Consider the following 23,976-nt stretch of genomic DNA (forward strand, 5'->3'; position numbering starts at 1 on the left):
GCCTCACCGCGGGGAGAAGTCGAGCCCGAGGAGAGCGTTCTCGATGACCTCGGGCAGGGCAGGATGGATCCAGTACTGCCCGCGGGCCACCTCGTCGGCCGGCTGGTCGAAGGCCATCGCCTGGATCACGGGTTGGATGATCATCGACGCCTCGTGGCCGACGATCTGCGCACCGAGGATGAGCCGGGTGTCCCGGTCGGCGATGATCTTGACGATCCCCGGGTCGTCGGCCATCGCCCACCCGTAGGCGACGTCGGAGTAGTTCTGGACCTTGACGGTGACGTCGTGGCCGGCGGCGCGGGCTTCGTCCTCGGTCATCCCGACCGCGGCCACCTGGGGCGAGGTGAACACCGCCGCGGGTACGGCCTTGTGGCTCGAGCGCGTCAGAGCGGTCTCCGGCGCGGCACCGGGCGCGCCGGCGGCGACGTCGACGGCGAGGTTGTCGCCGACGACGCGCGCCTCGTGGTTGGCGACGTGCTTGAGCTGGTGCTCGGAGCTGATGTCACCGAGGGCGAAGACGCCGGGAACCGGCCTCCCTCCCGCGTAGACCCGCTGGAAGTCATCGACGACGAGCCTGCCGTCGGCCGTCGTGTCGTAGCCGACCGCGGCCGCGTCGAGGCCCTCGGTGTTCGGGTGGCGGCCGATGGCGATGAGGACGATGTCGGCGTCGACCGACGCGGGGATGTCGACGTCGTCCATCCGCCCGCTGGGCTCGAGGTCGATCGTCACCGGAGCTCCCTCGCCCTCGCCGAGGCGGTAGGCAGCCGGCTGGGCACCGAGGATGACGTTGTGGTCGGCCGTGAAGATCTCTGTGAACTCCGCCGAGGCGGTGGCGTCGAAGTCCTGGAGCAGGCGGGGTCCGCGGGCGACGACGGTCACCTCGGTGCCGAAGCTCGAGAGGATATGGGCGAACTCCATCGCGACGACGCCCGAGCCGACGATCGCCAGCCGCTTCGGCTGCTCCGGCAGACGCATGATCGAGTTCGAGGTGACGATCGGGTATCCCGGGGTGTCAACCCGAGCGGGATCGAGCCCGGGGGTGTCGGGGATCGTCGGGGCGGCCCCGGCGGCGATGACGATGCGGTCGGCAGTGATCTCCTCACCGGAGTCGGTGACCACGGTCTTCTCGTCGACGAAGCGGACATGTTCGGGGATGACGGTGTTGTTCGGCTGGCGATCGCTCATCCGGTACTCGCGCCCGCCGGCTTCGATCGCGTCGACGCGGGAGAAGATGCGCTCCTGCAGGTCCGACCAGTCGACGCCGGAGAACGAGGCATCGACATCGTAGCGCTTCGCGTGCGCGGCCTCCTCGGCGACGGTGGCCGGATAGACGAACATCTTCGTGGGGATGCAGCCGACGTTGAGGCAGGTGCCTCCGAAATGCCATTCCTCGGCGATCGCGGTCTTCAGCCCCGCGAACCGCTTGTCGAGGAACATGTTCCCCGAACCCGTGCCGATGACCAGCAGATCGTAATGCGCCATGTTCCGTCCTCGCAGGTGGTGGTGTCGATGATGGGTCCCTGCCGATCCGTGCCGAGGGCAACGCGGCAGGGGCGCCACCGGATGAACCGGTGACGCCCCCATTGTATTCCCTCCGGCGATTCTCCCGCCGCGGGTCGGGTCAGATCGAGAAGTAGAGCTCGAACTCGGTCGGGGTCGGACGCAGGCGCGCGACGTCGATCTCGTTCTCGCGCTTGATCCGGATCCAGGTCTCGATGAGGTCGGGCGTGAACACGTCACCGGCGGTGAGGAAGTCGTGATCGCGCTCGAGCTCGTCGAGCGCCTCGTCGAGGGAGGCCGGCACGAGCTTGATGTCCTTGGCCTCTTCCGGGGGCAGCTCGTAGAGGTCCTTGTCGATCGGCTCCGGCGGTTCGATGCGGTTGCGGATGCCGTCGAGTCCGGCCATGAGCTGGGCGGAGAACGCGAGGTAGGGGTTCGACGACGGGTCGGGCACGCGGAACTCGAGGCGCTTGGCCTTCGGCGAGGAGCCGGTCACCGGGATTCGGATGGCCGCCGAGCGGTTGCGCGCCGAGTAGACGAGGTTGACCGGGGCTTCATAGCCGGGGACGAGGCGGCGGTAGGAGTTGATCGTCGGGTTCGTGAAGGCGAGGACGGCGCCGGCGTGCTCGATGAGGCCGCCGATGTACCAGCGTGCGAGGTCGGAGAGACCCGCATAGCCGTTCTCGTCGTAGAACAGGGGCTCGCCGTCCTTCCACAGCGACTGGTGGCAGTGCATGCCGGAGCCGTTGTCCCCGAAGAGCGGCTTGGGCATGAACGTCACCGTCTTGCCGTACTCGTCGGCGGTGTTCTTGACGACGTACTTGAAGTCGAGGAGCTGGTCGGCTGCGTGCTGGAGGGTGTTGAACTTGTAGTTGATCTCCTGCTGCCCGGCGGTTCCGACCTCATGGTGGGCGCGCTCCATCTCGAAGCCGATGGTCTCGAGCGTCATCGACATCTGGTCGCGGATGTCGGCGAACTTGTCCTGCGGGGAGACGGGGAAGTAGCCGCCCTTGTACGGAGTCTTGTAGCCGAGGTTGCCGCCCGGCTCCTCGGCGCCGGTGTTCCAGGCCGCTTCGACGGAGTCGATCTCGTAGAAGCTGTGGCCGGGGGTGTTCTGATAGCGGATCGAGTCGAACATGTAGAACTCGGCCTCGGCACCGTAGTAGACGGTGTCGGCGATCCCGGTCGACTGGAGGTACTTCTCCGCCTTCGCCGCCACCTGGCGGGGGTCGCGCGAATAGGGCTCGTCGGTGAAGGGGTCGACGATCGAGTGGGTGACCACGAGCGTCTTCGCCTCGCGGTAGGGGTCGACGAACGCCGAGGCGACGTCGGCGAGGAGCTTCATGTCCGACTCGTGGATGCCCTGGAATCCCGTGATCGAGGACCCGTCGAAGAGGAGGCCTTCGGTGATCTCGTCCACGCCGTAGGATGCGGCGGGCAGATTGAAGTGCTGGACGACACCGGGGAGGTCGCAGAAGCGGACATCGACGAATCGCACGTCGTTCTCCGCAATGTAGTTGACGAGTTCTTCAGCAGACGAGAACACTTAGGTCTCCTAGTTAGACGAGTGGTCGGTGGTCCCTGACCACGATCCATCCTAGTTGGCCGGAGGTGAAGCCGTGATGACGGTCATGTTTCGCGGATGTTTCCTGAGGATTCTCCCACGTCGCCTTCGGTAGGCTGGCAGGGTGATCAATCGCGACGACCTCGGGTCCTGGCTGCAGGGCCCTCAGATCCACCGAGAAGAGGGCGACTGGCCCGGACGCAGGCTCGGCCTGCCGGAGACCGGTCGGCACTCAGTCGCCCCCGCCTGGCGCCGCCTGCTCGCACTCATGGTCGACTGGTTCATGTGCCTGGCCATCGCCGGCGCCATCGGTTCGACGAATCCGTTCCTCGCCCCGGCGATCTTCGCCGTCGAGAACATCCTCCTCGTCTCCACCCTCGGATACTCCGTCGGGCACCGTCTCTTCGGGATCGAGGTCCGTCGCCTCGACGGCCGTGTCCCGGGGTTCCTGCCCGCGATCATCAGGACGGCGCTCGTCGTCCTCGTCATCCCGGCGCTCATCTTCGACCGCGACAGCCGCGGCCTCCACGACCTCGCCGCACGCACGGTCATCCTCCGCCGCTGACTTCCTACTCGCTGACGCGAGGCCGGACGCACATCGGCCCCGACTCCGCATCTGCGGAGCCGGGGCCGACGAATCTGCGGGGACGGTCAGCGTCCGCGCATCGCCTTGTGGTTGGGGCGGGCCTTGTTCGGGTCGATGCCCTTGGGGATCGGCGGGCGCGTGCCCTGCGTGCCGAGCGCGGAGAGCCGGTTGCGCACCGCGAGGACCTCGGCGCGGTTGAGCTTGCGCGGCAGCTTGTGCACGGCCGAGACGACCTGCTTCATCTGCAGCTGTCCCTCCTCGTTGCCGCCCTGGAGGGTGTGGACGGGAACATTGGGGAGGATGCGCTCATGGCGCTTCTTCTCCTTGGCCAGCAGCTTCGCACTGCGGGCCTTCGGGCCCTCGCTGAGGAGCACGACCCCGGAGCGCCCGGTCGAGCGGAAGACGAGGTCGCGGCTCTTCGGGTCGATCGCGATCGGCTTGTCGTCCATGAGGTAGCCGCGGCGGGCGGTGTTGAGGACCGCGCCGAAGGCACCGGGCTGGCCCTCCATCTGTGCGAACGCCGCGGTCTCGGCGAAACGACCGAGCATGAACATCCCGAGGAGGAGGCCGACCATGAGACCGAGGATCGTCGTGAAGACGGCACCGCCGAAGACGAGTCCGGCCAGAAGGCCGACGAGGGTGCAGCCGACGATCGCAGCGGCGAGCAGCCACGGAGTGGCCTTGTTGTGCTTGGCTGCGAGCTCGTAGACCTGGCGCATCTGCGCCAAGCGGCCCGGCTTCCGGTTCGGATCCTTGGGCTTGCGGCGGAAAAGTCCCTTGCGGCGTTCTTCGCTCATTCTCTCACTTGCTCTTGACGGGCCGGCGGGTGCCCGGAATTATGCCCGGGACCACTCATTGCTCAGCAGTCAAGTCTACCTCTTCGCCGGCGCCGAACATATCCACGACGGCCTGCGCCTCCTGGCGAGCCGGGGTGTGCTTGTCGAGGTGGGCGAGGTGGGCGGGGATCTCCTCCCCGCGGTGGCGCATCGCCGTCGCCCACAGGCGACCCGCGCGGTACGAGGAGCGCACGAGCGGACCCGACATGACGCCGAGGAAGCCGATCTCCTCGGCGGCGTCGCGGAACATGACGAAGTCGGCGGGCTTGACCCACCGGGTGACCGGATGGTGCCGGGGGGAGGGTCGCAGGTACTGCGTGATCGTGATGATGTCGCAACCGGCGTCATGGAGGTCCTGTAGGGCGGAGATGATCTCGTCATTCGTCTCGCCCATGCCGAGGATGAGGTTCGACTTCGTGATCAGTCCCGCCTCCCGGGCCTGCGTGATCACCGACAGTGACCGTTCGTAGCGGAAGGCAGGGCGGATGCGCTTGAAGATCCGCGGGACGGTCTCGACGTTGTGGGCGAGAACCTCGGGGCGGGAGGAGAACACCTCGGCGAGCTGGTCGGGCTTGGCATTGAAGTCGGGGATGAGGAGTTCGACTCCGGTGCCGCGGCCGTCGACGTGGTCGAGGGCGTGGATCTGCCTGACGGTCTCCGCGTAGAGCCAGGCGCCGCCGTCGTCGAGGTCGTCACGGGCGACACCGGTGATCGTCGAGTAGCGCAGACCCATCTCACCGACCGAGGCGGCGACTCGACGGGGCTCGTCGGCGTCGAAGTCGGCAGGACGGCCGGTGTCGATCTGGCAGAAGTCGCAGCGCCTCGTACACTGCTCGCCGCCGATGAGGAACGTCGCCTCGCGATCCTCCCAGCACTCGAAGATGTTCGGGCATCCGGCTTCCTCGCACACGGTGTGGAGGTCCTGCTTGCGGACGAGGGACTTGAGCGAGGTGTACTCGGGGCCGATGTGGGCCTTCGCCTTGATCCAGGCGGGCTTCTCCTCGATGGGCACTTCCGAGTTCCGTGCCTCGACACGGAGCATACGGCGGCCTTCGGGTGCGATCGTCACAGGTGAGCTCCTAAGCGGTGATGGTCTCGTGGAGGATCTCGTCGAGCCGGGGGGCGACCTCTTCGGGGGTCACCGTGCGTCCGAGCTCGGCACTGATGGTCGTGGTGTCGGCGTCGGTGATCCCGCAGGGGATGATCGAGGCATAGGCGCCGAGGTCGTTGCTGCAGTTGAGGGCGAGGCCGTGCATGGTCACGCCCTCGTGGATGCGGATGCCGATCGCCCCGATCTTCCGGTCCCGGCGGACGCCGTCACCGAGGATCCACACGCCGGCGCGCCCCTCGACCGTCGTCGCCTCGATCCCGTACTCGCCGAGCAGGCGGATCATCGAGTCTTCGAGCTGGGCGACGAAGAGGCGGACCTCTTTGGGATCGTTGAGGCGGTAGATGAAGTAGGCGACGAGCTGGCCCGGGCCGTGCCAGGTGATCTTCCCGCCGCGGTCGACGTCGACGACCTCGGTGCCGTCGGTCGGCCGCTCATGGTCCTCGGTGCGCTTGCCCGCCGTGTAGACAGGCGGATGTTCGAGGAGGAGGATCGTCGACTCCCTCGTCCCGCCGAGCACGTCTTCGTGATACTTCTTCTGCAGGTCCCAGGTTCGCCGGTAGTCCGAGAAGGCCGGTGCGAAACCGAGAATTTCAGTGGCCAGAGGCATGCCACCACAATATGCCCGTTGATCGGGGTGTTCAATTGCGCAGAACATGACCCTCGACACCTTTCGCTCGCATCTTGCATTGACTTATCAAACGTCATCATCCATCATCGAATGACATCTAAGATCGTTTCGTTTCATCGATGGGGATGACGAACTATGACATGGCATTACGAGACCACGATCGCCGAGGTGGTCCACCGCCTCCGCGACGACACCGGTGAGTCCGTGTGGGGAGTCGAGAACCGCGGGTTCGATGCCGATCACGACGCGACGCTCGGCACGGAGTCGGTGCTCCTGCCGACGGGGGAGACCGAGGTCCTCCTCGTCGATCCCCTTCCCGGAGGCTTCGTCCTCGACGCCGTCCGCGCCGTCCACGGACTCACCGAGGCAGAGATCCATACTCTCCTGCGCGGATGCTTCGCCGAACTCGCAGCGGTCGGGGACCAGGCCTCCCGGCTCGGCCTCGACTGCTTCGCCCTCGACGCCGAGGGCCGCCCCCGTCTCATCCCCGGGGTGCGGCACCGGCTCGAGACCTCCGTCCGCCGGGCGATCGGCGAGCTCGTCTACCATGCCGCCTACGGATCCCCGTGGAGCGAGGCCCTGCTGCCGGTCGATGTCGCCCTCGCCGAGCGCAGCGCGCAGCTGCGCGCTCTGGTCGCCGATCTCCTCGACGACGATCCCGTCCCGCCATCCGGCGGGGAGGCCGGGGTGGCAGCCGCCGTCGCCGAGGTATCTGCGCAGTTGGGCACTCTTCCCGCACCGGTGCCGCTGCCGCTCGTCCCGGCCTCCCGCGACCTCGATCCGGCGCAGGCGATCACCGCTCGGCTGCGGGCCGCTCCCGCGCGGGTCCCGACCTCGCAGGGCGGCGCTGCCGATCGGCCGGGGCCGGGCGATGTCGGCGCCCGTCCGGGGGAGCGCTCCGGTCGCCTTGGCGCCGCAGCGGCCCTGCGTGCCGCGGCCGCTTCACACGCGCGTCGATCCCGGTCGAGGCGTGGGGAGCGGACCCGCAGGTCGGGTCGGCCACCGCGACGTCCGGAATCCACCCGATCCTCGTGGTGGACCAGGCTGCGGATGAGAGGAGGTCCGGTGCGCTGGGGCATCGCCGCGTCGATCGTCGTCGCCGTCCTCGGGGGTCTGCTCGTCGCCTGGTCGACAGCGGAGACACCACCGCCCGGACCCGAGCAGGCGGCGGCGCAGCGGCCGCCTGCGGGTTCGGGGGACGGTGCGGGGGACGAGGATCCCACGGACGAGGACGTCATCGACCGCCTCGGCGACCTCTGTGCCGAACGCGCGCGGGCGCTGGGCGCCGGTGACGGGGATGCCCTCGCCGCACTCACCGTCCCCGGGTCGTCGGCGGCCGCCGCCGACGAACTCATCGACCTCTCCGCCTATGCGGGCGGGACGTACACGGTCACCGTCGAGGACGTCACCGTGGTCGAGCGCACCGACACCGGCATCCGGGTTGCGGCGCGGATGACGACGAGCGCGGAGATCGGAGGACAGGAGGAGCGGTTCGAGGCCGAGGACGTCGTCTTCACGCTCACCGAGCATGAGGGAGCCTGGAGGATCGCCGAGGTGGCGGAGGTGTGAATGCCGCAGGGGGCCGGTCCGTCGACCGGCCCCCTGCGGGCGTGGGATGAGAGCGCTGCGACTCAGAGGTCGAGATCGGCCTCGAAGTTGCCGTCCTCGAGACGAGCCTTGATCGTCTGCAGGAAGCGACCCGCATCCGCACCGTCGACCAGCTGATGGTTGTAGGTCAGCGGCAGGTAGACCATGTCGCGAATCGCGATCGACTCCTCGCCGTCGGCCGTCTTGACGACGATCGGGCGGCGCACGATCGCACCGGTGCCGATGATGCCCATCTGCGGCTGGTTGATGATCGGCGTGTCGAAGAGCGCACCCACCGAGCCGATGTTCGTCACGGTGAAGGTGCCACCGGAGAGCTCATCGGGCATGATCTTGTTGTTGCGGGTGCGGTCGGCGACGTCGTCGATGGCCTTGGCGAGACCGGCGATGCTGAGATCGCCGGCGTCCTTGACCACCGGCACGAGCAGACCGCGCGGAGTGTCCACGGCGACCGCGAGGTTCTCGTGGTCGAAGTAGGTGATCTCCTGCGTCTCGAGGTCGTACTGCGCGTTGACCTTCGGGTGCTGCTTGAGCGCCTCGACGATCGCCTTGGCGAAGAACGGCAGGTAGGTGAGCTTGACGCCGTGCTTGGACTGGAACGCGTCCTTGCTCGCCTTGCGCAGCTTGGCCACACGGGTCATGTCGACCTCGATGACCTGGGTCAGCTGTGCCGAGACCTCGAGCGACTCGCTCATGCGCTTGGCGATGGTCTGCCGGATGCGCGAGGCCTTCTCCGTGGTGCCGCGCAGCTTCGCAGCCTCCTCGGGGATCTCGAGCGTGAACGGCTTCTTCGACTCACCGGCCGGGGCCGACGCCGAGGATGCGGCCGGACGGTTCGCGGCTGCGGCGAGGACGTCCTGCTTGCGGATGCGTCCGCCGACACCGGTGCCGGTGACCGTCGAGAGGTCGACGCCCTCGTCGCGGGCGAGGCGACGCACGAGCGGGGTCACGTAGGCGGAGTTCTCACCCACGGTGTCCGCGGCAGCCGACTCGCTCTTCGCCGGGGTGGACTCAGCCTTCGAGGCGGCCTGGGCGGCCGGAGCGGACTGTGCCGCCGGCTCCTCAGCCTTCGGCGACTCCTGCTTGGGTGCCTCCTGCTTTGGCTCTTCGGCCTTGGGCTCTTCAGCCTTGGGAGCCTCTTCCTTGGGCTCCTCCTTCTTTGGCTCTTCGGCCTTCGGCGCCTCCTCCTGCTTCGGCTCGGACTCTGCCGGCTTCTCAGCCGACGCGCTCGAGGATGCGGAGGGAGTTCCGGAACCGATCCGCGCGAGCGGAGCGCCGACGTCGACGGTCTCGTCCTCCTCGGCGAGGTGCGCCTGGACGATGCCGGCCACGGGGGAGGGGACCTCGGTGTCGACCTTGTCGGTGGAGACCTCGAGCAGGGGCTCGTCGACCTCGACTTCGTCGCCGACCTCCTTGAGCCAGCGGGTGACGGTCCCCTCGGTGACGGACTCGCCGAGGGCGGGCATCGTCACCTCGGTGCCCTCACCGGAATCGTCGGAGGAGGACTCCGCCTCGGCGGGTTCCGAGGACGTCTCGGAGGACTCGTCCGACGCAGAGCTCTCGTCGGTCGAGGACTCCTCCGTCGAGGACTCCTCGCCTTCGTCCGCACCGGAGGGTTCCTCGGTCGCACCGGCGGCGACGCTTGCGGGCTCCTCCTCGGGGGCGGTCTCCGAGTCCCCGGAGCCGCTGCCGTCGCCGATGTAGGCGAGGTCGCCGCCGACCTCGACGACGTCGTCCTCGTCGGCGAGGATCTTCTCGAGCACACCGGCGAAGGGGCTGGGGATCTCGGTGTCGACCTTATCGGTCGAGACCTCGAGCAACGGCTCGTCGACCTCGACTTCGTCGCCGACGGACTTCAGCCACCGGGTGACTGTACCTTCGGTCACCGACTCTCCGAGAGCCGGCATCTGCACGGAATTCGACATGTCTTTCGTCTCCTCGGATCTTATGAGTGGAAGTGCAGGGGCTTGCCGGCCAGCGCGAGGTGCGCCTCGCCGATGGCCTCGTTCTGCGTCGGATGCGCATGGATGAGCTGCGCGACTTCCTCAGGGAAGGCCTCCCAGTTGACGATGAGCTGAGCCTCACCGACCTGCTCGCTGAGACGGGCGCCGATGCCGAAGATGCCGACGACGGGTCCGTCCTTCTCGCGGATGACCTTGATGAAGCCGGTCGTGTTGAGGATGACCGACTTCCCGTTGCCGCCGAGGTTGTACTCGAGGGTCTCGACGTTGTCCGCCCCGTACTTCTCCTCCGCCTGCTTGGCGGAGAGTCCGACGGAGAAGATCTCCGGCTCACAGTAGGTCACGCGGGGGATTCCCGATTCGATGATCGGCACCGGACCCAGCCCGGCGATCTCCTCGGCGACGAAGATGCCCTGGCCGAACGCACGGTGGGCGAGCTGGAGGCCGGGGACGATGTCGCCGACGGCGTAGATGTTGCCGACACCGGTGTGGAGGCGCTCATTGGCGAGGACGAATCCGCGGTCCATCGGGATGCCCTGCTCTTCGAAGCCGAAGCCCTCGGTGACCGGGCCGCGGCCCACGGCGACGAGGAGGTATTCGGCTTCGAGCTCGGTGCCGTCCTCGAGCGTGACCTTGACGCCGTCGGCGGTCTCCTCGACGCCCTTGAACATGACGCCGAGCTTGTAGTTGATCTTGCGCTTCTTGAAGGCGCGCTCGAGGGCCTTCGAGATCGACTCGTCCTCGTTGGCCACGAGGTGGGGCAGACCCTCGACGATCGTGACATCGGCGCCGTAGGACTTCCAGACGCTGGCGAATTCGACGCCGATGACGCCGCCGCCGAGGACGATGACCGACTTCGGCACGGTGTCGAGCTCGAGCGCCTCGGTGCTCGTGAGCACCCGATCGGTGACGTCGAGGCCGAGCGTCTTCGACGTCGACCCGGTCGAGAGCAGGATGTTCTTGCCGGTCAGGGTGTACGTCTCATCGGCGCCCGTGACCTCGACCTGGTCCTTGCCGACGAGCTTGCCGTCACCGAGATAGGTGTCGATGCCGCGGGCCTTGATGAGTCCCTGGAGGCCCTTGTAGTTGCGGTTGATGACGTTCGTCTTGTACTCGAGCACCTTGTCGATGTCGATGCCCTTGAACTCGGCGTCGACACCGAACGTCTCGGACTCCTTGGCCGAGTCGGCGACCTCAGCAGTGTGGAGGAGTGCCTTCGTCGGCACACATCCGCGGTGCAGACACGTTCCGCCCACCTTGTCGCGTTCGATCAGAGCGACCTTCATGTCGAGCTCTGCCGCGCGCAGAGCCGCGGCATAGCCGCCGGTTCCGCCGCCGAGGACGACTAGGTCGTAGGTCAATGAGTCACTCACGGATTACTCCTCGTAGCTGTGGTCAAGCCTGCCTCAGGCAGCTATCCCTCTTATCTTTCCACTTTTCTTCTCAGGCGCGAAAGCACACACTGTCTGTTCCGCCACAGGTGGGGAGCATCACTCCCGGCGCGACGGGGTGCGGAAGGCCCTGATCAGTCGGCGCTGCGGGCGAGCTGCACGAGAGTGCGCACTGCGGCACCGGTGGCCGCGACCGGGGTGTAGCCGAACGCGGATCCGGTGTTGAAGCTCGGACCGGCGATGTCGATGTGCGCCCACGCGGTGTCGTCTCCGACGAACTCGCGGAGGAACGCCGCGGCGGCGAGCATGCCGCCGGGGCGGGGACCGGAGTTCTTGAGGTCGGCTGCCGTCGAGTCGAAGCCTGCGAGCATCTCCTCGGGGATCGGCATCGGCCAGATGTCCTCTCCGGCGATCTTCGCCTGCTCGCTCACCTTCTCCCGCACCGCTTCGTCGCCCATGACACCGGAGGTCCGGTTGCCCAGCGCGACGATCTGGGCGCCGGTCAGGGTCGCGACGTCGATGAGGAGGTCGGGGTTCTCCGCGTCGGCGTCGGTGAGGGCGTCGGCGAGGACGAGGCGGCCCTCGGCGTCGGTGTTCGTTACCTCGACGGTCTTGCCGCTGCGCATGGTGAGCACATCGGAGGGACGCTGCGCCGATGATCCGGGCATGTTCTCCGCCAGCGGCAGCCACGCGGTGGCCTTGACGGGCAGGCCGAGGTCGGCGATGGCGAAGACGGCTTCGACGACGGCGGCGGCACCGGCCATGTCGGACTTCATGTCCTCCATGCTCGCGGCGGGCTTGAGGGAGAGTCCGCCGGAGTCGAAGGTGATGCCCTTGCCGACGAAGCTGAGGTGGCGGCGGGCACCCTTCGGGCTGTACTCGACCTTGACCAGGCGCGGTCCCCGCGTCGAGCCCTGTCCGACGCCGATGAGTCCGCCGTAGCCGCCCGCGGCGAGTTCCTTCTCACCGAGGACCGAGACCTTGACCTTCCGGGACTTCGCCTGGTCCTTGACCGTCTGGGCGAACGATTCGGGGTAGAGGTCGAGCGGGGGAGTGTTGACGAGGTCGCGGGCACGGTTGGTCGCCTCGGCGATGACGACGCCGGCGGCGTGGGCGCGGGAGAACGCCTTGCCCTTGGGGCCGAGGACCGTGACGGGACCGGGGACGGTGTCGTCGTCGCCGGTGCGGTAGGTGAGGAAGCGGTAGGCGCCGAGTCCGGCACCGACGGTCACGGCCTCGACATCCTCGGCGGAGGCGACCGGCAGCGCGAGCGCGATCGACGATGCCCCGCTCAGGGCGCGCAGCGCGGAGCCGGCGGCGCGGCGCAGGGTCTCACGGTCGGCGGTGTCGTCATCGGACTTCGCGGGGTCGAAGGATCCGAGGCCGACGAGGAGGACGCTGCCGGCGGCCACGCCCTTGGGGGAGGGGATGCGCACGGTCGCCCCGGCCTTGCCGGTGAACTCGATCGCCTTCGCGGCGTCGTTGAGCGCGGTGGTGGCGGCCTTGGCGGAGTCGAGTCCGCGCACCTTGCCGTCGGCTACGCCGAGGACGAGCACGGCATCGCCGGCCTTGGTCGGATTCGTCGAAGAGTAGCTGGAGGGGGTGGAGGCACCGGGCATGTGTTCCCTTTCTTCGTCTGCGGGCACTGCCTTCGATCCTAGTCCCATATGCCCCGCCGAGGTGGACGTGCCCGCCGATGGGATGTGCGACTGCCCTATTGTTGGGGGCGTGTATCGACTCATCTTCACTCTGATCTTCAAACCCATGGACGCCGAGCGCGCTCACCATCTCTCCTTCACCGCACTGCGCGTCCTCGATCGGATCCCCGGTCTCGGCAGGCTCCTACGGGTCGTCTTCGCCCGGGGGACGCAGCAGCCCGCCGAGGTGCTCGGCCTCCCGTTCCCCAACCGGGTGGGCCTCGCGGCCGGCTTCGACAAGAACGGGGTCGGCGTCCGTGCGCTCTCCGCGCTCGGCTTCGGGCACATCGAGGTCGGTACGATCACCGCGCACGCACAGCCGGGCAACGAGCGCCCGCGCCTGTTCCGGCTGCTGCGCTCCCGCGCGCTGCTCAACCGGATGGGATTCAACAACGACGGGGCCCGGCAGGCCTCGTTCAACATCACCCGGCAGCGGAAGGCGCTCGCTGCGCTGCCGGCGGCGAAGCGACCGATCATCGGGATCAACATCGGCAAGACGAAGGTCGTCCCCGCCGAGGACGCGGTCGCCGACTACGTCGCCTCGACGCGGGAGCTCGCACCTCTGGCCGACTACCTCGTCATCAACGTCAGCTCCCCGAATACCCCGGGCCTGCGCGACCTCCAGTCGGTGTCCGCCCTCGAACCGATCATCACCGCGGTGCGGGAGACGGCCGCCGAAGTCGTCGCCGCCCCGCGCTCAGCACTCGGCCATGTGCCCCTGCTCGTCAAGATCGCCCCCGACCTCAGCGATGAGGACGTCGTCGACATCTGCGATCTCGCCGCACGGGCAGGCGCCGACGGGCTCATCGTCACGAACACGACGATCGACCGGAATGTCCTCACCGGGAATGACGCCGCGTTTGCGCGCAGGGAGGCCGGCGGGATCTCCGGCAGGCCGCTGGCCGCGCGCTCGCTCGAGGTGCTCCGCCTCGTCGCGGCCACCGTCGGCGATGAGCTCACGATCGTCTCGGTCGGGGGCGTCGGCGACGGACGGGACGTCTCCGCACGGCTGGCTGCGGGAGCCGACCTCGTGCAGGTCTACTCGGAGATGATCTACTCGGGTCCCTTCTGGCCCGGACGGATCATCCGCGGTCAGGGGACCCGTCTGCTCACTCGGGGTACTGGCGGCGCTTGACCTGCGGCTTGGGCATGCGCAGCGGCCGGAGCTGGACGCTGCGCATGACCGCGTAGAACGGGATGCCGCGCTCGACGGTGCCGAACTTCGCCCGCAGGCGTCCCTTGAGGATGTAGTTGAGGACGAAGCCGTCGAGGATGACGAGAGCGAGCAGACCCCACACGGCGTAGGTGAAGTACTGCTGGATCGCCACCGGCTGGGTGAAGGCGACGACGAGGATGAGGATCGCCGCCGGGATGAAGAGCTCACCGATCGAGAAGCGGGCGTCGACGTAGTCGCGGACGTACCTGCGCTGGGGCCCACGGTCGCGGCGGGTGAGGTACTTCTCCTCACCGTTCATCATCCCGATGCGGGCACGGTCGCGCTCCTTGCGCTGCTGTTCCTTCGCCCGCTGATTCGCGACCTTGCGGTCCTTCGAGACCAGGGGCTGGCGGCGCACGGCCTCCTGCTGGCTTCGCTTGGGGGTCGGGCGGCCCTTCTTCGCCTCGGCATCACGAGGTGACGCCTCCGCTGCGGTGGAGTCGTCGTCGGTCTTGGGGGAGGAGTCGTTGTCCTCGTGAGTCTTCTTGCTTCCGAACACGGAATGAATACTACCGTTGGAGCATGAGTGATTCGACTTCCGCGCCTGATGCCGCCCACCTCCACGCCCGTGTCGACGAGATCTTCGACGACGTCCTCGACCAGCTGAGCGACCTCGTCGCGATCCCCTCGGTGGCGTGGCCGAGCTTCGACCCGTCCCAGGTCACCGCCAGCGCCGAGGCGGTCGCCGGCCTCGCCCGCGACCTCGGCCTCTCCGTCGAGATCCTCACCGCGGACACCGAGGACGGCGGGCAGGGATATCCCGCGGTCGTCGCCTCGGCCCCGGCTCCCGCCGGTGCGCCCACCGTCCTCCTCTACGCCCACCACGACGTCCAGCCTCCCGGCAGGGCCGAGGCGTGGGAGACCGAGCCCTTCGTCGCGACCCGGAAGGGGGACCGGCTCTACGGCCGCGGTGCCGCCGACGACAAGGCAGGGATCATGGTCCACCTCACGGCTCTGCGGCTGCTCGCCGACCGCCTCGGCGTGGGGGTCCGGCTCTTCATCGAAGGTGAGGAGGAGGCGGGCAGCCCGAGCTTCCGGAACTTCCTCGACCGCTACCGGGACAAGCTCGCCGCCGATGTCATCGTCGTCGCCGACTCGGGGAACTGGGCGGCCGGGGTGCCCGCGCTGACGACGAGCCTGCGCGGGATGTGCGCCGTCGAGTTCGAGGTCGCCACCCTCGATCATGCGGTGCATTCGGGCATGTACGGGGGAGTGGTCCCCGATGCGATGCTCGCGATGACGAAGGTGCTCTCCAGCCTCCACGACGAGAACGGCTCCGTCGCCGTCGCCGGACTCGCCTCCACCTCGGAGACGGACATCGACTACGAGGAGTCCACGGTGCGCGAGGACTCCGGCGTGCTGCCGGGCACCGACCTCAGCGGAACGGGAACGCTGGCCTCCCGGCTGTGGGCCCAGCCCTCGATCACCGTCATCGGCCTCGACATCCCCGATGTCGACGTCTCCTCGAACACCCTGCAGCCGAGTCTGCGGGCCAAGCTCTCCATCCGCCTCGCCCCGGGCGACACACCTGAGAACGCGGTGGCGGCGGTGACGAGGCACTTGGAGGAGAACCTCCCGTTCGGGGCGAGTCTGAAGATCGGTGCGACCGAGGGAGGCAGCCCGTGGCAGGCCGACCTCAGCGACCCTGTCGTCCAGGTCGCCCGTGACGCGCTCACCGAGGCGTGGGGGCGGGAATCGGCGACGATGGGCCTGGGCGGTTCGATCCCCTTCATCGCCGACCTCCTCGAGGTGTTCCCCCAGGCCTCGATCCTCGTCACCGGCGTCGAAGACCCGGACGCGCGGGCGCACAGCGCGAACGAATCCCTCTACCTGCCCGACTTCAAGGCCGCGATCGTCGCCGAGGCGCTGCTCCTCGACGCCCTCGGGCGCAGGGACGCGGCAGGCAGCGCAACAGGCGGTGCCGAGCCCGCGGAGGCCTGAGCGGACAAACGTGACACGATGGGAATAGCCCGTGCCCGCCGCACGTTGAACGCGGTGTAGCCTTGGGCCCAAGACCACATGAGGAGTAGCAATGACAGCGACGAACGAAGCCACCGCCACGCACGAGGTCGAGCTCTCGGGCACGGCAGCGGACAAGGTCCGCAGCCTGCTGCAGCAGGAGGGACGCGATGACCTGCGTCTGCGTGTGGCCGTGCAGCCCGGCGGCTGCTCGGGGCTCATCTACCAGCTCTACTTCGATGAGCGCTTCCTCGACGGCGATGCCGTCCGCGACTTCGACGGCGTCGAGGTCATCGTCGACCGGATGAGCGTTCCCTACCTCAACGGATCGACCATCGACTTCTCCGACACCATCGAGAAGCAGGGCTTCACGATCGACAACCCCAACGCCGGCGGATCGTGCGCCTGCGGCGACTCGTTCCACTGAGTCAGCCCACGATCTGACGATCGTCTGAGCACCGCGACATGGACCTGGAGGATCTGCGCGCCGTCACTGCGACGGCGACAGGGCCCCAGGTCCTTTCCGCATATCGGGCCGGTCTCTTCCCCATGGGGATCGGTCGCGGGGGCACAGGTCGCATGGGGTGGTGGGCGCCGCGCCGCCGCGGTGTGCTCCTGCCCGGCGACCTGCGGGTGAGCAAGAGCCTGCGGAAGTCGATGCGCCGCTTCGACTACAGCGTCGACGGCGCCTTCGACGAGGTCATCCGCGCATGCGCCGACCCGTCCCGGACGGGGACGTGGATCACGCGCGAGATCATCGATCTCTACACGGGCCTCCACGAGGACGGCTGGGCCCATTCCGTCGAGGTCTGGGCCGAGGACCGCCTCGTCGGGGGCCTCTACGGGGTCGCGATCGGTTCGCTCTTCGCGGGGGAGTCGATGTTCCACCGCGAGACCGACGCCTCGAAGGCCGCGCTCGTCCACCTCGTCGGACTCCTCGACGAGGGTGCGGATACGGGTGTGACCTCGGCCGATGAGGACGAATGGCTCATCGACACACAGTGGCAGACGCCACATCTGGAAAGCCTCGGCGTGTCGGAGATCAGCGGTCTCGAGTACGCCGCGCGGCTTGATTCCGCGCTCCGGGGCAATCGCGCTCAGCCAATTCTCAACAAATGAACATCTGCATGTGAATTTCTACCGTGTGTAGCGGTAGTCTGGTAGATGACAAAGTACGAGTTCGTCCTTCGGCATGCCGAAAGGCGAAAGATGGTTGTGAAAGGCTGCACGTGGATTCTCCGAATCAGTCAGGGCCGCGACGGTCCTGGGCGAAGCGGCTCGGCATTCTGGGCGCGGTGACTCTGCCGGCGCTCCTCTCCGGATGCACGAAAGAGCAGATTGCCAACGGATTCTTCCCACTCGAATCGAAGGGTGCGACCAACCACACGGAGGCCTACACCGCCCTGTGGAACGGAGCGTGGATCGCTTCGATGATCGTCGGCCTCATCGTGTGGGGCCTCATCCTCTGGGCGATCGTGGCCTACCGCCGCCGCAAGAACGATCGCGGCCTGCCGGTGCAGATGCGCTACAGCATGCCGATCGAGATCCTGTTCACGGTGACGCCGGTCATCCTCGTGCTCGGATTCTTCTTCCAGAACGTCCAGGTGATGGCGAAGACCACCGATGACCGGACTCCCGGCGAGCAGGTCATCGAGGTTGCAGCCAAGCAGTGGGCGTGGGACTTCAACTACGTCAATCAGGACGTCTACTACGCGGGCACGCAGGTCAACCTCGACGGCACCGAGAAGCCGGGCGAGAACGCCCCGACCCTCTACCTGCCCGTCAACACGGATCTCGAGATCAAGCTCCATTCGCGTGACGTCATCCACTCCTTCTGGGTTCCCGCCTTCCTTGAGAAGCGCGACATGATCCCCGGCCACGACCAGAGCCTGTTCCTGCGTGCCGAGAAGGAAGGCGAGTACGTCGGCAAGTGCGCCGAGCTCTGCGGTGAGTACCACTCGGAGATGCTCTTCAACGTCAAGGTCGTCTCCAAGGCCGAGTTCGAGGAGTACACGCAGTCGCTCGCGGATCAGGGCAACACCGGTCAGCTCGGGCCCGAATACGATCGCAACTGGTACCCGAAAGAAGGTGCTCAAGAATGACCGCTACGACAGACAGAGCGGCTCTTGACGCTCCGGTCGTTCCCCGGAGCAAGGGCAAGATCATCGTCGACTGGATCACGTCGACGGACCACAAGACCATCGGGTACATGTACCTGATCGGCTCGTTCTTCTTCTTCTGCGTCGGCGGCGTGATGGCGCTGATCATCCGCCTCGAGCTCTTCGAGCCCGGCATGCAGATCATCGAGACGAAGGAACAGTACAACCAGCTGTTCACGATGCACGGCACGCTCATGCTGCTGATGTTCGCGACTCCGCTCTTCGCCGGCTTCGCCAACGTCATCATGCCGCTGCAGATCGGCGCCCCGGACGTCGCGTTCCCCAGGCTCAACGCCTTCGCATTCTGGCTCTACCTCTTCGGCAGCCTCATCGCGCTCTCGGGCTTCCTCACCCCGCAGGGTGCGGCCGCGTTCGGCTGGACGGCGTATGCGCCGCTGAGCAACACGACGTTCACCCCTGGTGCCGGCGGCAACCTCTGGGTCCTCGGACTCGCGCTGCAGGGCTTCGGCACGATCCTCGGCTCAGTCAACTTCATCACGACGATCATCACGATGCGTGCTCCGGGCATGACGATGTTCCGCATGCCGATCTTCAGCTGGAACGTCCTCATCACGGGCATCCTCGTCCTCATGGCCTTCCAGCCCCTGGCTGCGGCGCTGCTCGTCCTTGCCTCCGACCGCATCCTCGGCTCGCATGTCTTCAGTCCAGGAAACGGCGGACCGATCCTCTGGCAGCACCTGTTCTGGTTCTTCGGACACCCGGAGGTCTACGTCATCGCCCTGCCGTTCTTCGGCATCATCACGGAGATCATCCCGGTCTTCAGCCGCAAGCCGGTGTTCGGTTACAAGGAGCTCGTGTTCGCGACGATCTCGATCGCCGCTCTGTCCGTGACCGTGTGGGCTCACCACATGTACGTCACCGGTGTGGTGGCGCTGCCGTTCTTCGCCTTCATGACGATGCTCATCGCGATTCCGACAGGCGTGAAGTTCTTCAACTGGATCGGCACGATGTGGCGCGGCTCGATCACGTTCGAGACGCCCATGGTGTGGGCCATCGGCTTCCTCGTGACCTTCCTCTTCGGCGGTCTCACGGGAGTCATCCTCGCCAGCCCGGCCCTCGACCAGTCGGTCTCCGACTCGTACTTCGTCGTCGCCCACTTCCACTACGTCGTCTTCGGCACGGTCGTGTTCGGGATGTTCGCCGGATTCTACTTCTGGTGGCCGAAGTGGACGGGTCGGATGCTCAACGAGAAGCTCGGACACATCCACTTCTGGATCCTCTTCATCGGCTTCCACGGCACCTTCCTCGTCCAGCACTGGCTCGGTGTCGACGGCATGCCCCGCCGCTACGCCGACTACCTGCCGCAGGACGGCTTCACGTGGATGAACCAGGTCTCGACCGTCGGTTCGCTCGTCCTCGGCCTGTCGATGGTGCCGTTCTTCTGGAACGTGTGGATCACGTCGCGCAAGGCGCCGAAGGTCACCGTGGACGACCCGTGGGGCTACGGTGGGTCGCTCGAGTGGGCCACCTCGTGCCCGCCCCCGCGTCACAACTTCACCTCGCTGCCGCGGATCCGTTCGGAGCGCCCGGCATTCGACGTCAACCATCCTGAGCTTCTGGAATACGCCGGCCACGGCCACGCCGAACCTCAGCTCGCCGGAGGTACCGCCAAGTGAAAGCATCGATCAACGTCTTCATCTACTGTGGTCTGTTCTTCATGGCCATGGGAGTCGTCTACGGATTCGTGACGCACTTCAACGAGCTCGTCGGCTTCCCGGCGCTGCTGCTCGTCGGAGTCATGTCGATCATGATCGGCGTCTACCTGTGGCTGACCGACCGTCGTGTCGGCCGCCAGCCGCAGGACAACGACGTCGCGGAGATCTCCGACGCCGACGCCGACTACGGTTTCTTCAGCCCGTGGAGCTGGTGGCCGATCGTCTGTGCCGCCGCCGGTGCCGTCTCCTTCTACGGCATCGCGATGGGCTGGTGGATCTTCCCGTTCGGTGCGGTGCTCGGCGTGGTCGCCCTCGTCGGCATCTCGTACGAGCACGATCGTGGCGGGTTCGCCCACTGATCGCAGGTCACTGATCGCGCAGGCGAGGGCCCGGACTCTTCAGGAGTCCGGGCCCTCCCGCATTCACACTTGCGCCGGTGTCGGACGGGTGGCCGCGTTGCGGCGCCTCAACGCCGATCCCGCGCCGCCGCGTCACGACACGGCAACGCCGCAACGCACCCGGAGCGGCATAACCGCGCGGAAGCACCGCACAACGCCCACGCAGCGGCGTCAAGGCAGAGGTGCTCGTGACTGCGCCGGGCTCCATCCCGCACACGTATCGCTAAAACCCACCCGTAGCGCTGTAACGCCACTGAAGCGGTGAACCCTCGTCGTAGCACCGCACGACGCTCACGTAGCGGCAAATCATCCCCGTGCAACGGTAGGACATAGCGCGGAGGGTGCGGGTTGCACGCCGGAGCGCTCGGCGACTCGATAGTGGGGGCACGCAACGGACCTGCTGTCACAGTCTGTCTTTCACAGACGCGTAGAGGCGCACAGCCGAGCCGGGGGAGCGCAGCGGCGCCGGCCCAGAGGTGCTCGTGTCTGCCCGGCACAATCCCGCACACCGAGCGCTGGAAGGCACCTGCAGCGTCCTAACGCCCATGTACCGCGACGACTGTCAACGGCGCACCCGTAGCGCCGCAACGCACTTGGAGTGCCACAACGCCCCTCAAGCGGTAAATCCCCGGCGAAGCACCGCACGACGCCCATGTAGTGGCAAATCATCCCCGTGCAGACGTAGGACGTAGCGCTGAGGGTGCGGCGTGCTCGGAGAGGCGTTTCGAGCACGAGTGCAGGCCGCGCTCGACATCAAGACGAGGCGAGCAGGCCACGCCCAGCGCACACTTGGCGACCAGATCGGCATGCTCGAGGCGACACTCTCCGGCCGTCGACGCACGGTAACGGGGGACAGGCTCGCGCCCGACCGTGGCACACCCCTGCGGATACGAAAAGCAGCCACCGCACGGCGCGCCACAGACACGACAAGGGCCCAGCACATAGCGTGCTGGGCCCTCTCGGTGCCGGTCGACGATCAGCCGACCGGCGGCGCGATCAGTGGCTGAGCGACTTCGGATCCGAGCCTTCGACGGCCTCGTGGTCGTGATGCGAGGCTTCGAGCTCGGTCTTCGTCACCGGCGCGACCCGGTCTTCGAAGAAGAACTTCGACAGGCGGGCGCGGAACTTCTCGAGCGCGGTCACCTTGCCCTCAGCGTTCGGCTGCGGCGGAATGTAGTGCGGCGATTCGAACGCGGTGAGCTTCCACAGCTTGTTCGGCGGGAGCGCCTCATGGCGCTCGAGGAACTCGCCGTGGGGCAGACGGATGATGTTCGCCGTCTCACGTCCGTGCAGCGCGACCTCACGGTCCTTGCGCTGGAGTGCGAGACACATGCGCTTCGTGACGATGTAGCCGATGATCGGTCCGAGGAAGAAGAGCGCACGGAAGATGTAGATCATGTCGTTGAGCGACATCTGGAAGAACACGGCGATGATGTCACCCGACGCCGCCGCCCACAGGTTGCAGTAGAAGATGATGCCTGCCACACCGATGGCGGTGCGTGTGGGGTTGTTGCGCGGACGGTCGAGGATGTGGTGCTCGCGGTTGTCCTTGAGCAGCCAGGCCTCGAAGAATGGGTAGACGAACATCGCCGCGAACACACCGCCGAGGACGATGACCGAGCTGTTGATGTTGAACGAGATCGGCCAGCCGGCGATGTAGAACTCGAACCAGCCCGGAACGATGCGGAGGAAGCCGTCCGCCCAGCCGATGTACCAGTCCGGCTGGGTGCCGGCGGAGACGGGGGAGGGATCGTAGGGCCCGTAGTTCCAGATCGGGTTGATCGTGAACAGTGCCGAGATCACGGAGATGACACCGAAGATGAGGAAGAAGAACCCTCCGCCCTTCGCTGCGAAGGTCGGGAGAACGGGCTCGCCGACGACGTTCTTCTCGGTGTGGCCGGCGCCCGGCCACTGCGTGTGCTTGTGAACGACGACAAACATCAGGTGGATGCCGATGAGCGCGATGAGCAGGGCGGGGACGATCATGATGTGGAGCGTGTAGAGACGCGACACGATGTCGATGCCTGGGAACTCGCCGCCGAAGACGAAGAACGAGATGTACGTTCCGACCAGCGGCAGGGACTTGAGGATGCCGTCGATGATGCGCAGGCCGTTGCCCGAGAGCAGGTCGTCGGGCAGCGAGTAGCCGGTGAAGCCGGCGGCCATGGCAAGGATGACGAGGAAGACGCCGACGACCCAGTTGAGTTCGCGGGGCTTCCGGAACGCACCGGTGAAGAACACGCGCAGCATGTGGAGGCTCAGCGCGGCCACGAAGAGCAGCGCGCCCCAGTGGTGCATCTGCCGGATGAAGAGTCCGCCGCGGATCTCGAACGAGATCTCGAGCGTGGAGTTGTAGGCCTCGGAGATCTCGACTCCGCGCAGCGGAACCCACGGACCTTCGTAATGGAGCTCACCCATCGCAGGGTGGAAGAAGAACGTGAGGAAGGTGCCTGAGAGCACGACGATGACGAAGCTGTAGAGGGCGACCTCGCCGAGCATGAAGGACCAGTGCGAGGGGAAGATCTTGCGTCCGAACTCGCGAACGAGCTTGGAGGCCCCGACGCGGGATTCGGTGAAGTCCGCCAGCTTCCCGACAGGTGTGGTGGGCTGTGAAGTACTCATGGGTGGTTGATCTCCCAGAACGTAGGTCCGACGGGCTCAGGGAAGTCCGACTGCGCGACCAGGTAGCCTTCGCTGTCCACGGTGATGGGCAGCTGGGGCAGCGGGCGCTTCGCCGGGCCGAAGATGACCTTGCAGTGCTCGGTCACGTCGAACGTCGACTGGTGGCACGGGCAGAGCAGGTGATGAGTCTGGTGCTCGTACAGCGCCACGGGGCAGCCGACGTGCGTGCAGATCTTCGAGTACGCGACGATGCCGTCGTACGACCAGTCGGCGCGAGCAGGATCCTCTTTGAGCTCCTTGGGATCGATGCGCATGAGGAGGACAGCGGCCTTCGCCTTCTCGTCGAGCGCATGACCCTCGTTCGTGTCATCGCCGATGCCGGAGGGAAGGACATGGAAGGCCGAACCGATCGTGACGTCCTCAGCCTTGATCGGACGCTCCGAATCAGGGGAGGGGATGCCGCCCGGGTCGCGGATGAGTCGCACACCCTCGCCCCACAGGGTCTTGAACAGCGCATCGCCCGGAAGCGGGCCGAGGTCGCGGAAGACGAGGATCGCCGGCAGGGGTGCGATCGCGAGAGCGGCGATGAGCGTGTTGCGCAGAAGCGGACGACGGGCGATGCCCGACTCCTCCTTGGCCTGGTGGAGGATCTCGAGCGCGATCGCCTGATCCTCTTCGCTGCCGTTGATGTCATGGCGCTCATCGATGCCCTCATGATCGCTCATGAGGTTCTTCGCCCAGAGCACCGCGCCGGCACCGAGGCTGAACATCGCCACGGCCGCACCGAGTCCCACCATCATGGTGTGGATGCGGATGCTCTCCATCGACTCTCCCAGCGGGAAGAGGAAGTACGCGACGATGAACCAGATCGTGCCGATCATCGAAGCGATGAACCACAGCGCCACCTGGCGCTCGGCGACCTTCTGGGCACGCGGGTCGGCGTCGGTCAGTCGCGGCTTGTGCTCAGGCAGGCCAGGGTTGGTGAACCCGTTCAGCTCCTCGAGCTGGCTGCCGCCGCCGGAGTGCTCTTTCGAGGTCATGAATTTCCCCGTCTAATCTCGTGATGG

At 66.9% G+C, this 23,976-nt stretch carries 20 protein-coding genes; 9 read left to right on the forward strand and 11 right to left on the reverse strand.

The genetic code is table 11. The features are described 5' to 3' along the window. Nucleotides 1-3: 3 nt before the first annotated feature. Complete coding sequence (locus ACQ1RG_RS12915; protein ID WP_009375684.1) at nucleotides 4-1,482, reverse strand: mycothione reductase; 1,479 nt, start codon at nucleotides 1,480-1,482, stop codon at nucleotides 4-6. 139 nt (nucleotides 1,483-1,621) lie between these two features. After that, nucleotides 1,622-3,046, reverse strand: coding sequence for a type I glutamate--ammonia ligase (gene glnA / locus ACQ1RG_RS12920; RefSeq protein ID WP_009375685.1), 1,425 nt, complete (start codon nucleotides 3,044-3,046; stop codon nucleotides 1,622-1,624). A 142-nt stretch (nucleotides 3,047-3,188) separates the two neighbouring features. On the opposite strand from glnA, the gene ACQ1RG_RS12925 reads away from it, so the two are divergent. Then, on the forward strand, nucleotides 3,189-3,629 hold the full coding sequence (locus ACQ1RG_RS12925) for an RDD family protein (RefSeq protein ID WP_009375686.1): 441 nt from the start codon (nucleotides 3,189-3,191) through the stop codon (nucleotides 3,627-3,629). An 86-nt stretch (nucleotides 3,630-3,715) separates the two neighbouring features. Here ACQ1RG_RS12925 and ACQ1RG_RS12930 read toward each other — a convergent pair whose 3' ends face one another. The 3 genes from ACQ1RG_RS12930 to lipB are packed head-to-tail and all read right to left on the reverse strand — an operon-like array spanning nucleotide 3,716 to nucleotide 6,204. Then, the gene (locus ACQ1RG_RS12930) at nucleotides 3,716-4,447 is read right to left on the reverse strand and encodes a DUF4191 domain-containing protein (protein WP_040341010.1); all 732 of its coding nucleotides are present in this window, start codon (nucleotides 4,445-4,447) and stop codon (nucleotides 3,716-3,718) included. Nucleotides 4,448-4,502: 55 nt separating this feature from the next. Continuing rightward, nucleotides 4,503-5,555 (reverse strand): lipoyl synthase, encoded by a 1,053-nt coding sequence (lipA, locus tag ACQ1RG_RS12935; protein ID WP_009375688.1) that lies wholly within the window; start codon nucleotides 5,553-5,555, stop codon nucleotides 4,503-4,505. A gap of 10 nt (nucleotides 5,556-5,565) precedes the next feature. Next, complete coding sequence (gene lipB, locus ACQ1RG_RS12940; RefSeq protein WP_009375690.1) at nucleotides 5,566-6,204, reverse strand: lipoyl(octanoyl) transferase LipB; 639 nt, start codon at nucleotides 6,202-6,204, stop codon at nucleotides 5,566-5,568. Between the two features lie 156 nt (nucleotides 6,205-6,360). Between lipB and ACQ1RG_RS12945 the strand changes: the two genes are divergently transcribed. Further along, nucleotides 6,361-7,794, forward strand: coding sequence for a hypothetical protein (locus tag ACQ1RG_RS12945; protein WP_119296242.1), 1,434 nt, complete (start codon nucleotides 6,361-6,363; stop codon nucleotides 7,792-7,794). Nucleotides 7,795-7,856: 62 nt separating this feature from the next. On the opposite strand, the gene sucB is transcribed toward ACQ1RG_RS12945, so the two are convergent. From sucB to ACQ1RG_RS12960, 3 genes are all read right to left on the reverse strand, one after another. Continuing rightward, nucleotides 7,857-9,755, reverse strand: a complete 1,899-nt coding sequence (gene sucB, locus ACQ1RG_RS12950) for a 2-oxoglutarate dehydrogenase, E2 component, dihydrolipoamide succinyltransferase (protein ID WP_119296241.1) — start codon at nucleotides 9,753-9,755, stop codon at nucleotides 7,857-7,859. Nucleotides 9,756-9,775: 20 nt separating this feature from the next. Next, nucleotides 9,776-11,164, reverse strand: a complete 1,389-nt coding sequence (gene lpdA / locus ACQ1RG_RS12955) for a dihydrolipoyl dehydrogenase (RefSeq protein ID WP_040341012.1) — start codon at nucleotides 11,162-11,164, stop codon at nucleotides 9,776-9,778. A 152-nt stretch (nucleotides 11,165-11,316) separates the two neighbouring features. After that, nucleotides 11,317-12,801, reverse strand: a complete 1,485-nt coding sequence (locus tag ACQ1RG_RS12960) for a leucyl aminopeptidase (protein ID WP_009375698.1) — start codon at nucleotides 12,799-12,801, stop codon at nucleotides 11,317-11,319. Between the two features lie 145 nt (nucleotides 12,802-12,946). Between ACQ1RG_RS12960 and ACQ1RG_RS12965 the strand changes: the two genes are divergently transcribed. Continuing rightward, a complete protein-coding gene (locus ACQ1RG_RS12965) occupies nucleotides 12,947-14,014 on the forward strand; it encodes a quinone-dependent dihydroorotate dehydrogenase (RefSeq protein WP_430600153.1) in 1,068 nt (355 codons plus the stop codon). On the opposite strand, the gene ACQ1RG_RS12970 is transcribed toward ACQ1RG_RS12965, so the two are convergent. Further along, the gene (locus tag ACQ1RG_RS12970; RefSeq protein ID WP_009375703.1) at nucleotides 13,989-14,594 is read right to left on the reverse strand and encodes a DUF3043 domain-containing protein; all 606 of its coding nucleotides are present in this window, start codon (nucleotides 14,592-14,594) and stop codon (nucleotides 13,989-13,991) included. The genes ACQ1RG_RS12965 and ACQ1RG_RS12970 overlap by 26 nt on opposite strands. A gap of 23 nt (nucleotides 14,595-14,617) precedes the next feature. On the opposite strand from ACQ1RG_RS12970, the gene ACQ1RG_RS12975 reads away from it, so the two are divergent. The 6 genes from ACQ1RG_RS12975 (at nucleotide 14,618) to ACQ1RG_RS13000 (ending at nucleotide 20,248) form a co-directional block, all read left to right on the forward strand. Continuing rightward, nucleotides 14,618-16,036 carry a dipeptidase gene (locus ACQ1RG_RS12975; protein ID WP_119296240.1) on the forward strand — a complete coding sequence of 473 codons (1,419 nt, stop codon included), beginning with the start codon at nucleotides 14,618-14,620 and terminating at the stop codon, nucleotides 16,034-16,036. Between the two features lie 91 nt (nucleotides 16,037-16,127). After that, a complete protein-coding gene (locus ACQ1RG_RS12980; RefSeq protein ID WP_009375707.1) occupies nucleotides 16,128-16,481 on the forward strand; it encodes a HesB/IscA family protein in 354 nt (117 codons plus the stop codon). Between the two features lie 38 nt (nucleotides 16,482-16,519). Continuing rightward, complete coding sequence (gene aat / locus ACQ1RG_RS12985; RefSeq protein ID WP_101623776.1) at nucleotides 16,520-17,173, forward strand: leucyl/phenylalanyl-tRNA--protein transferase; 654 nt, start codon at nucleotides 16,520-16,522, stop codon at nucleotides 17,171-17,173. Between the two features lie 110 nt (nucleotides 17,174-17,283). Then, nucleotides 17,284-18,156 (forward strand): aa3-type cytochrome oxidase subunit II, encoded by an 873-nt coding sequence (ctaC, locus tag ACQ1RG_RS12990; RefSeq protein ID WP_040341014.1) that lies wholly within the window; start codon nucleotides 17,284-17,286, stop codon nucleotides 18,154-18,156. Beyond that, nucleotides 18,153-19,850, forward strand: coding sequence for an aa3-type cytochrome oxidase subunit I (ctaD, locus tag ACQ1RG_RS12995; protein WP_119296239.1), 1,698 nt, complete (start codon nucleotides 18,153-18,155; stop codon nucleotides 19,848-19,850). Before ctaC ends, ctaD begins: the two co-directional genes overlap by 4 nt. Continuing rightward, nucleotides 19,847-20,248, forward strand: coding sequence for a cytochrome c oxidase subunit 4 (locus ACQ1RG_RS13000; RefSeq protein ID WP_009375713.1), 402 nt, complete (start codon nucleotides 19,847-19,849; stop codon nucleotides 20,246-20,248). The genes ctaD and ACQ1RG_RS13000 overlap by 4 nt, the downstream gene beginning before the upstream one ends. 1,035 nt (nucleotides 20,249-21,283) lie before the next feature. Here ACQ1RG_RS13000 and qcrB read toward each other — a convergent pair. Both qcrB and qcrA read right to left on the reverse strand, forming a co-directional pair. Beyond that, nucleotides 21,284-22,909, reverse strand: coding sequence for a cytochrome bc1 complex cytochrome b subunit (qcrB, locus tag ACQ1RG_RS13005; RefSeq protein WP_009375715.1), 1,626 nt, complete (start codon nucleotides 22,907-22,909; stop codon nucleotides 21,284-21,286). Continuing rightward, nucleotides 22,906-23,949, reverse strand: coding sequence for a cytochrome bc1 complex Rieske iron-sulfur subunit (qcrA, locus tag ACQ1RG_RS13010; RefSeq protein WP_009375716.1), 1,044 nt, complete (start codon nucleotides 23,947-23,949; stop codon nucleotides 22,906-22,908). The genes qcrB and qcrA overlap by 4 nt, the downstream gene beginning before the upstream one ends. Nucleotides 23,950-23,976: the final 27 nt, after the last annotated feature.

The sequence above is a fragment of the Brevibacterium sp. K72 genome, from assembly GCF_050562175.1.
GTDB lineage: Bacteria > Actinomycetota > Actinomycetes > Actinomycetales > Brevibacteriaceae > Brevibacterium > Brevibacterium casei.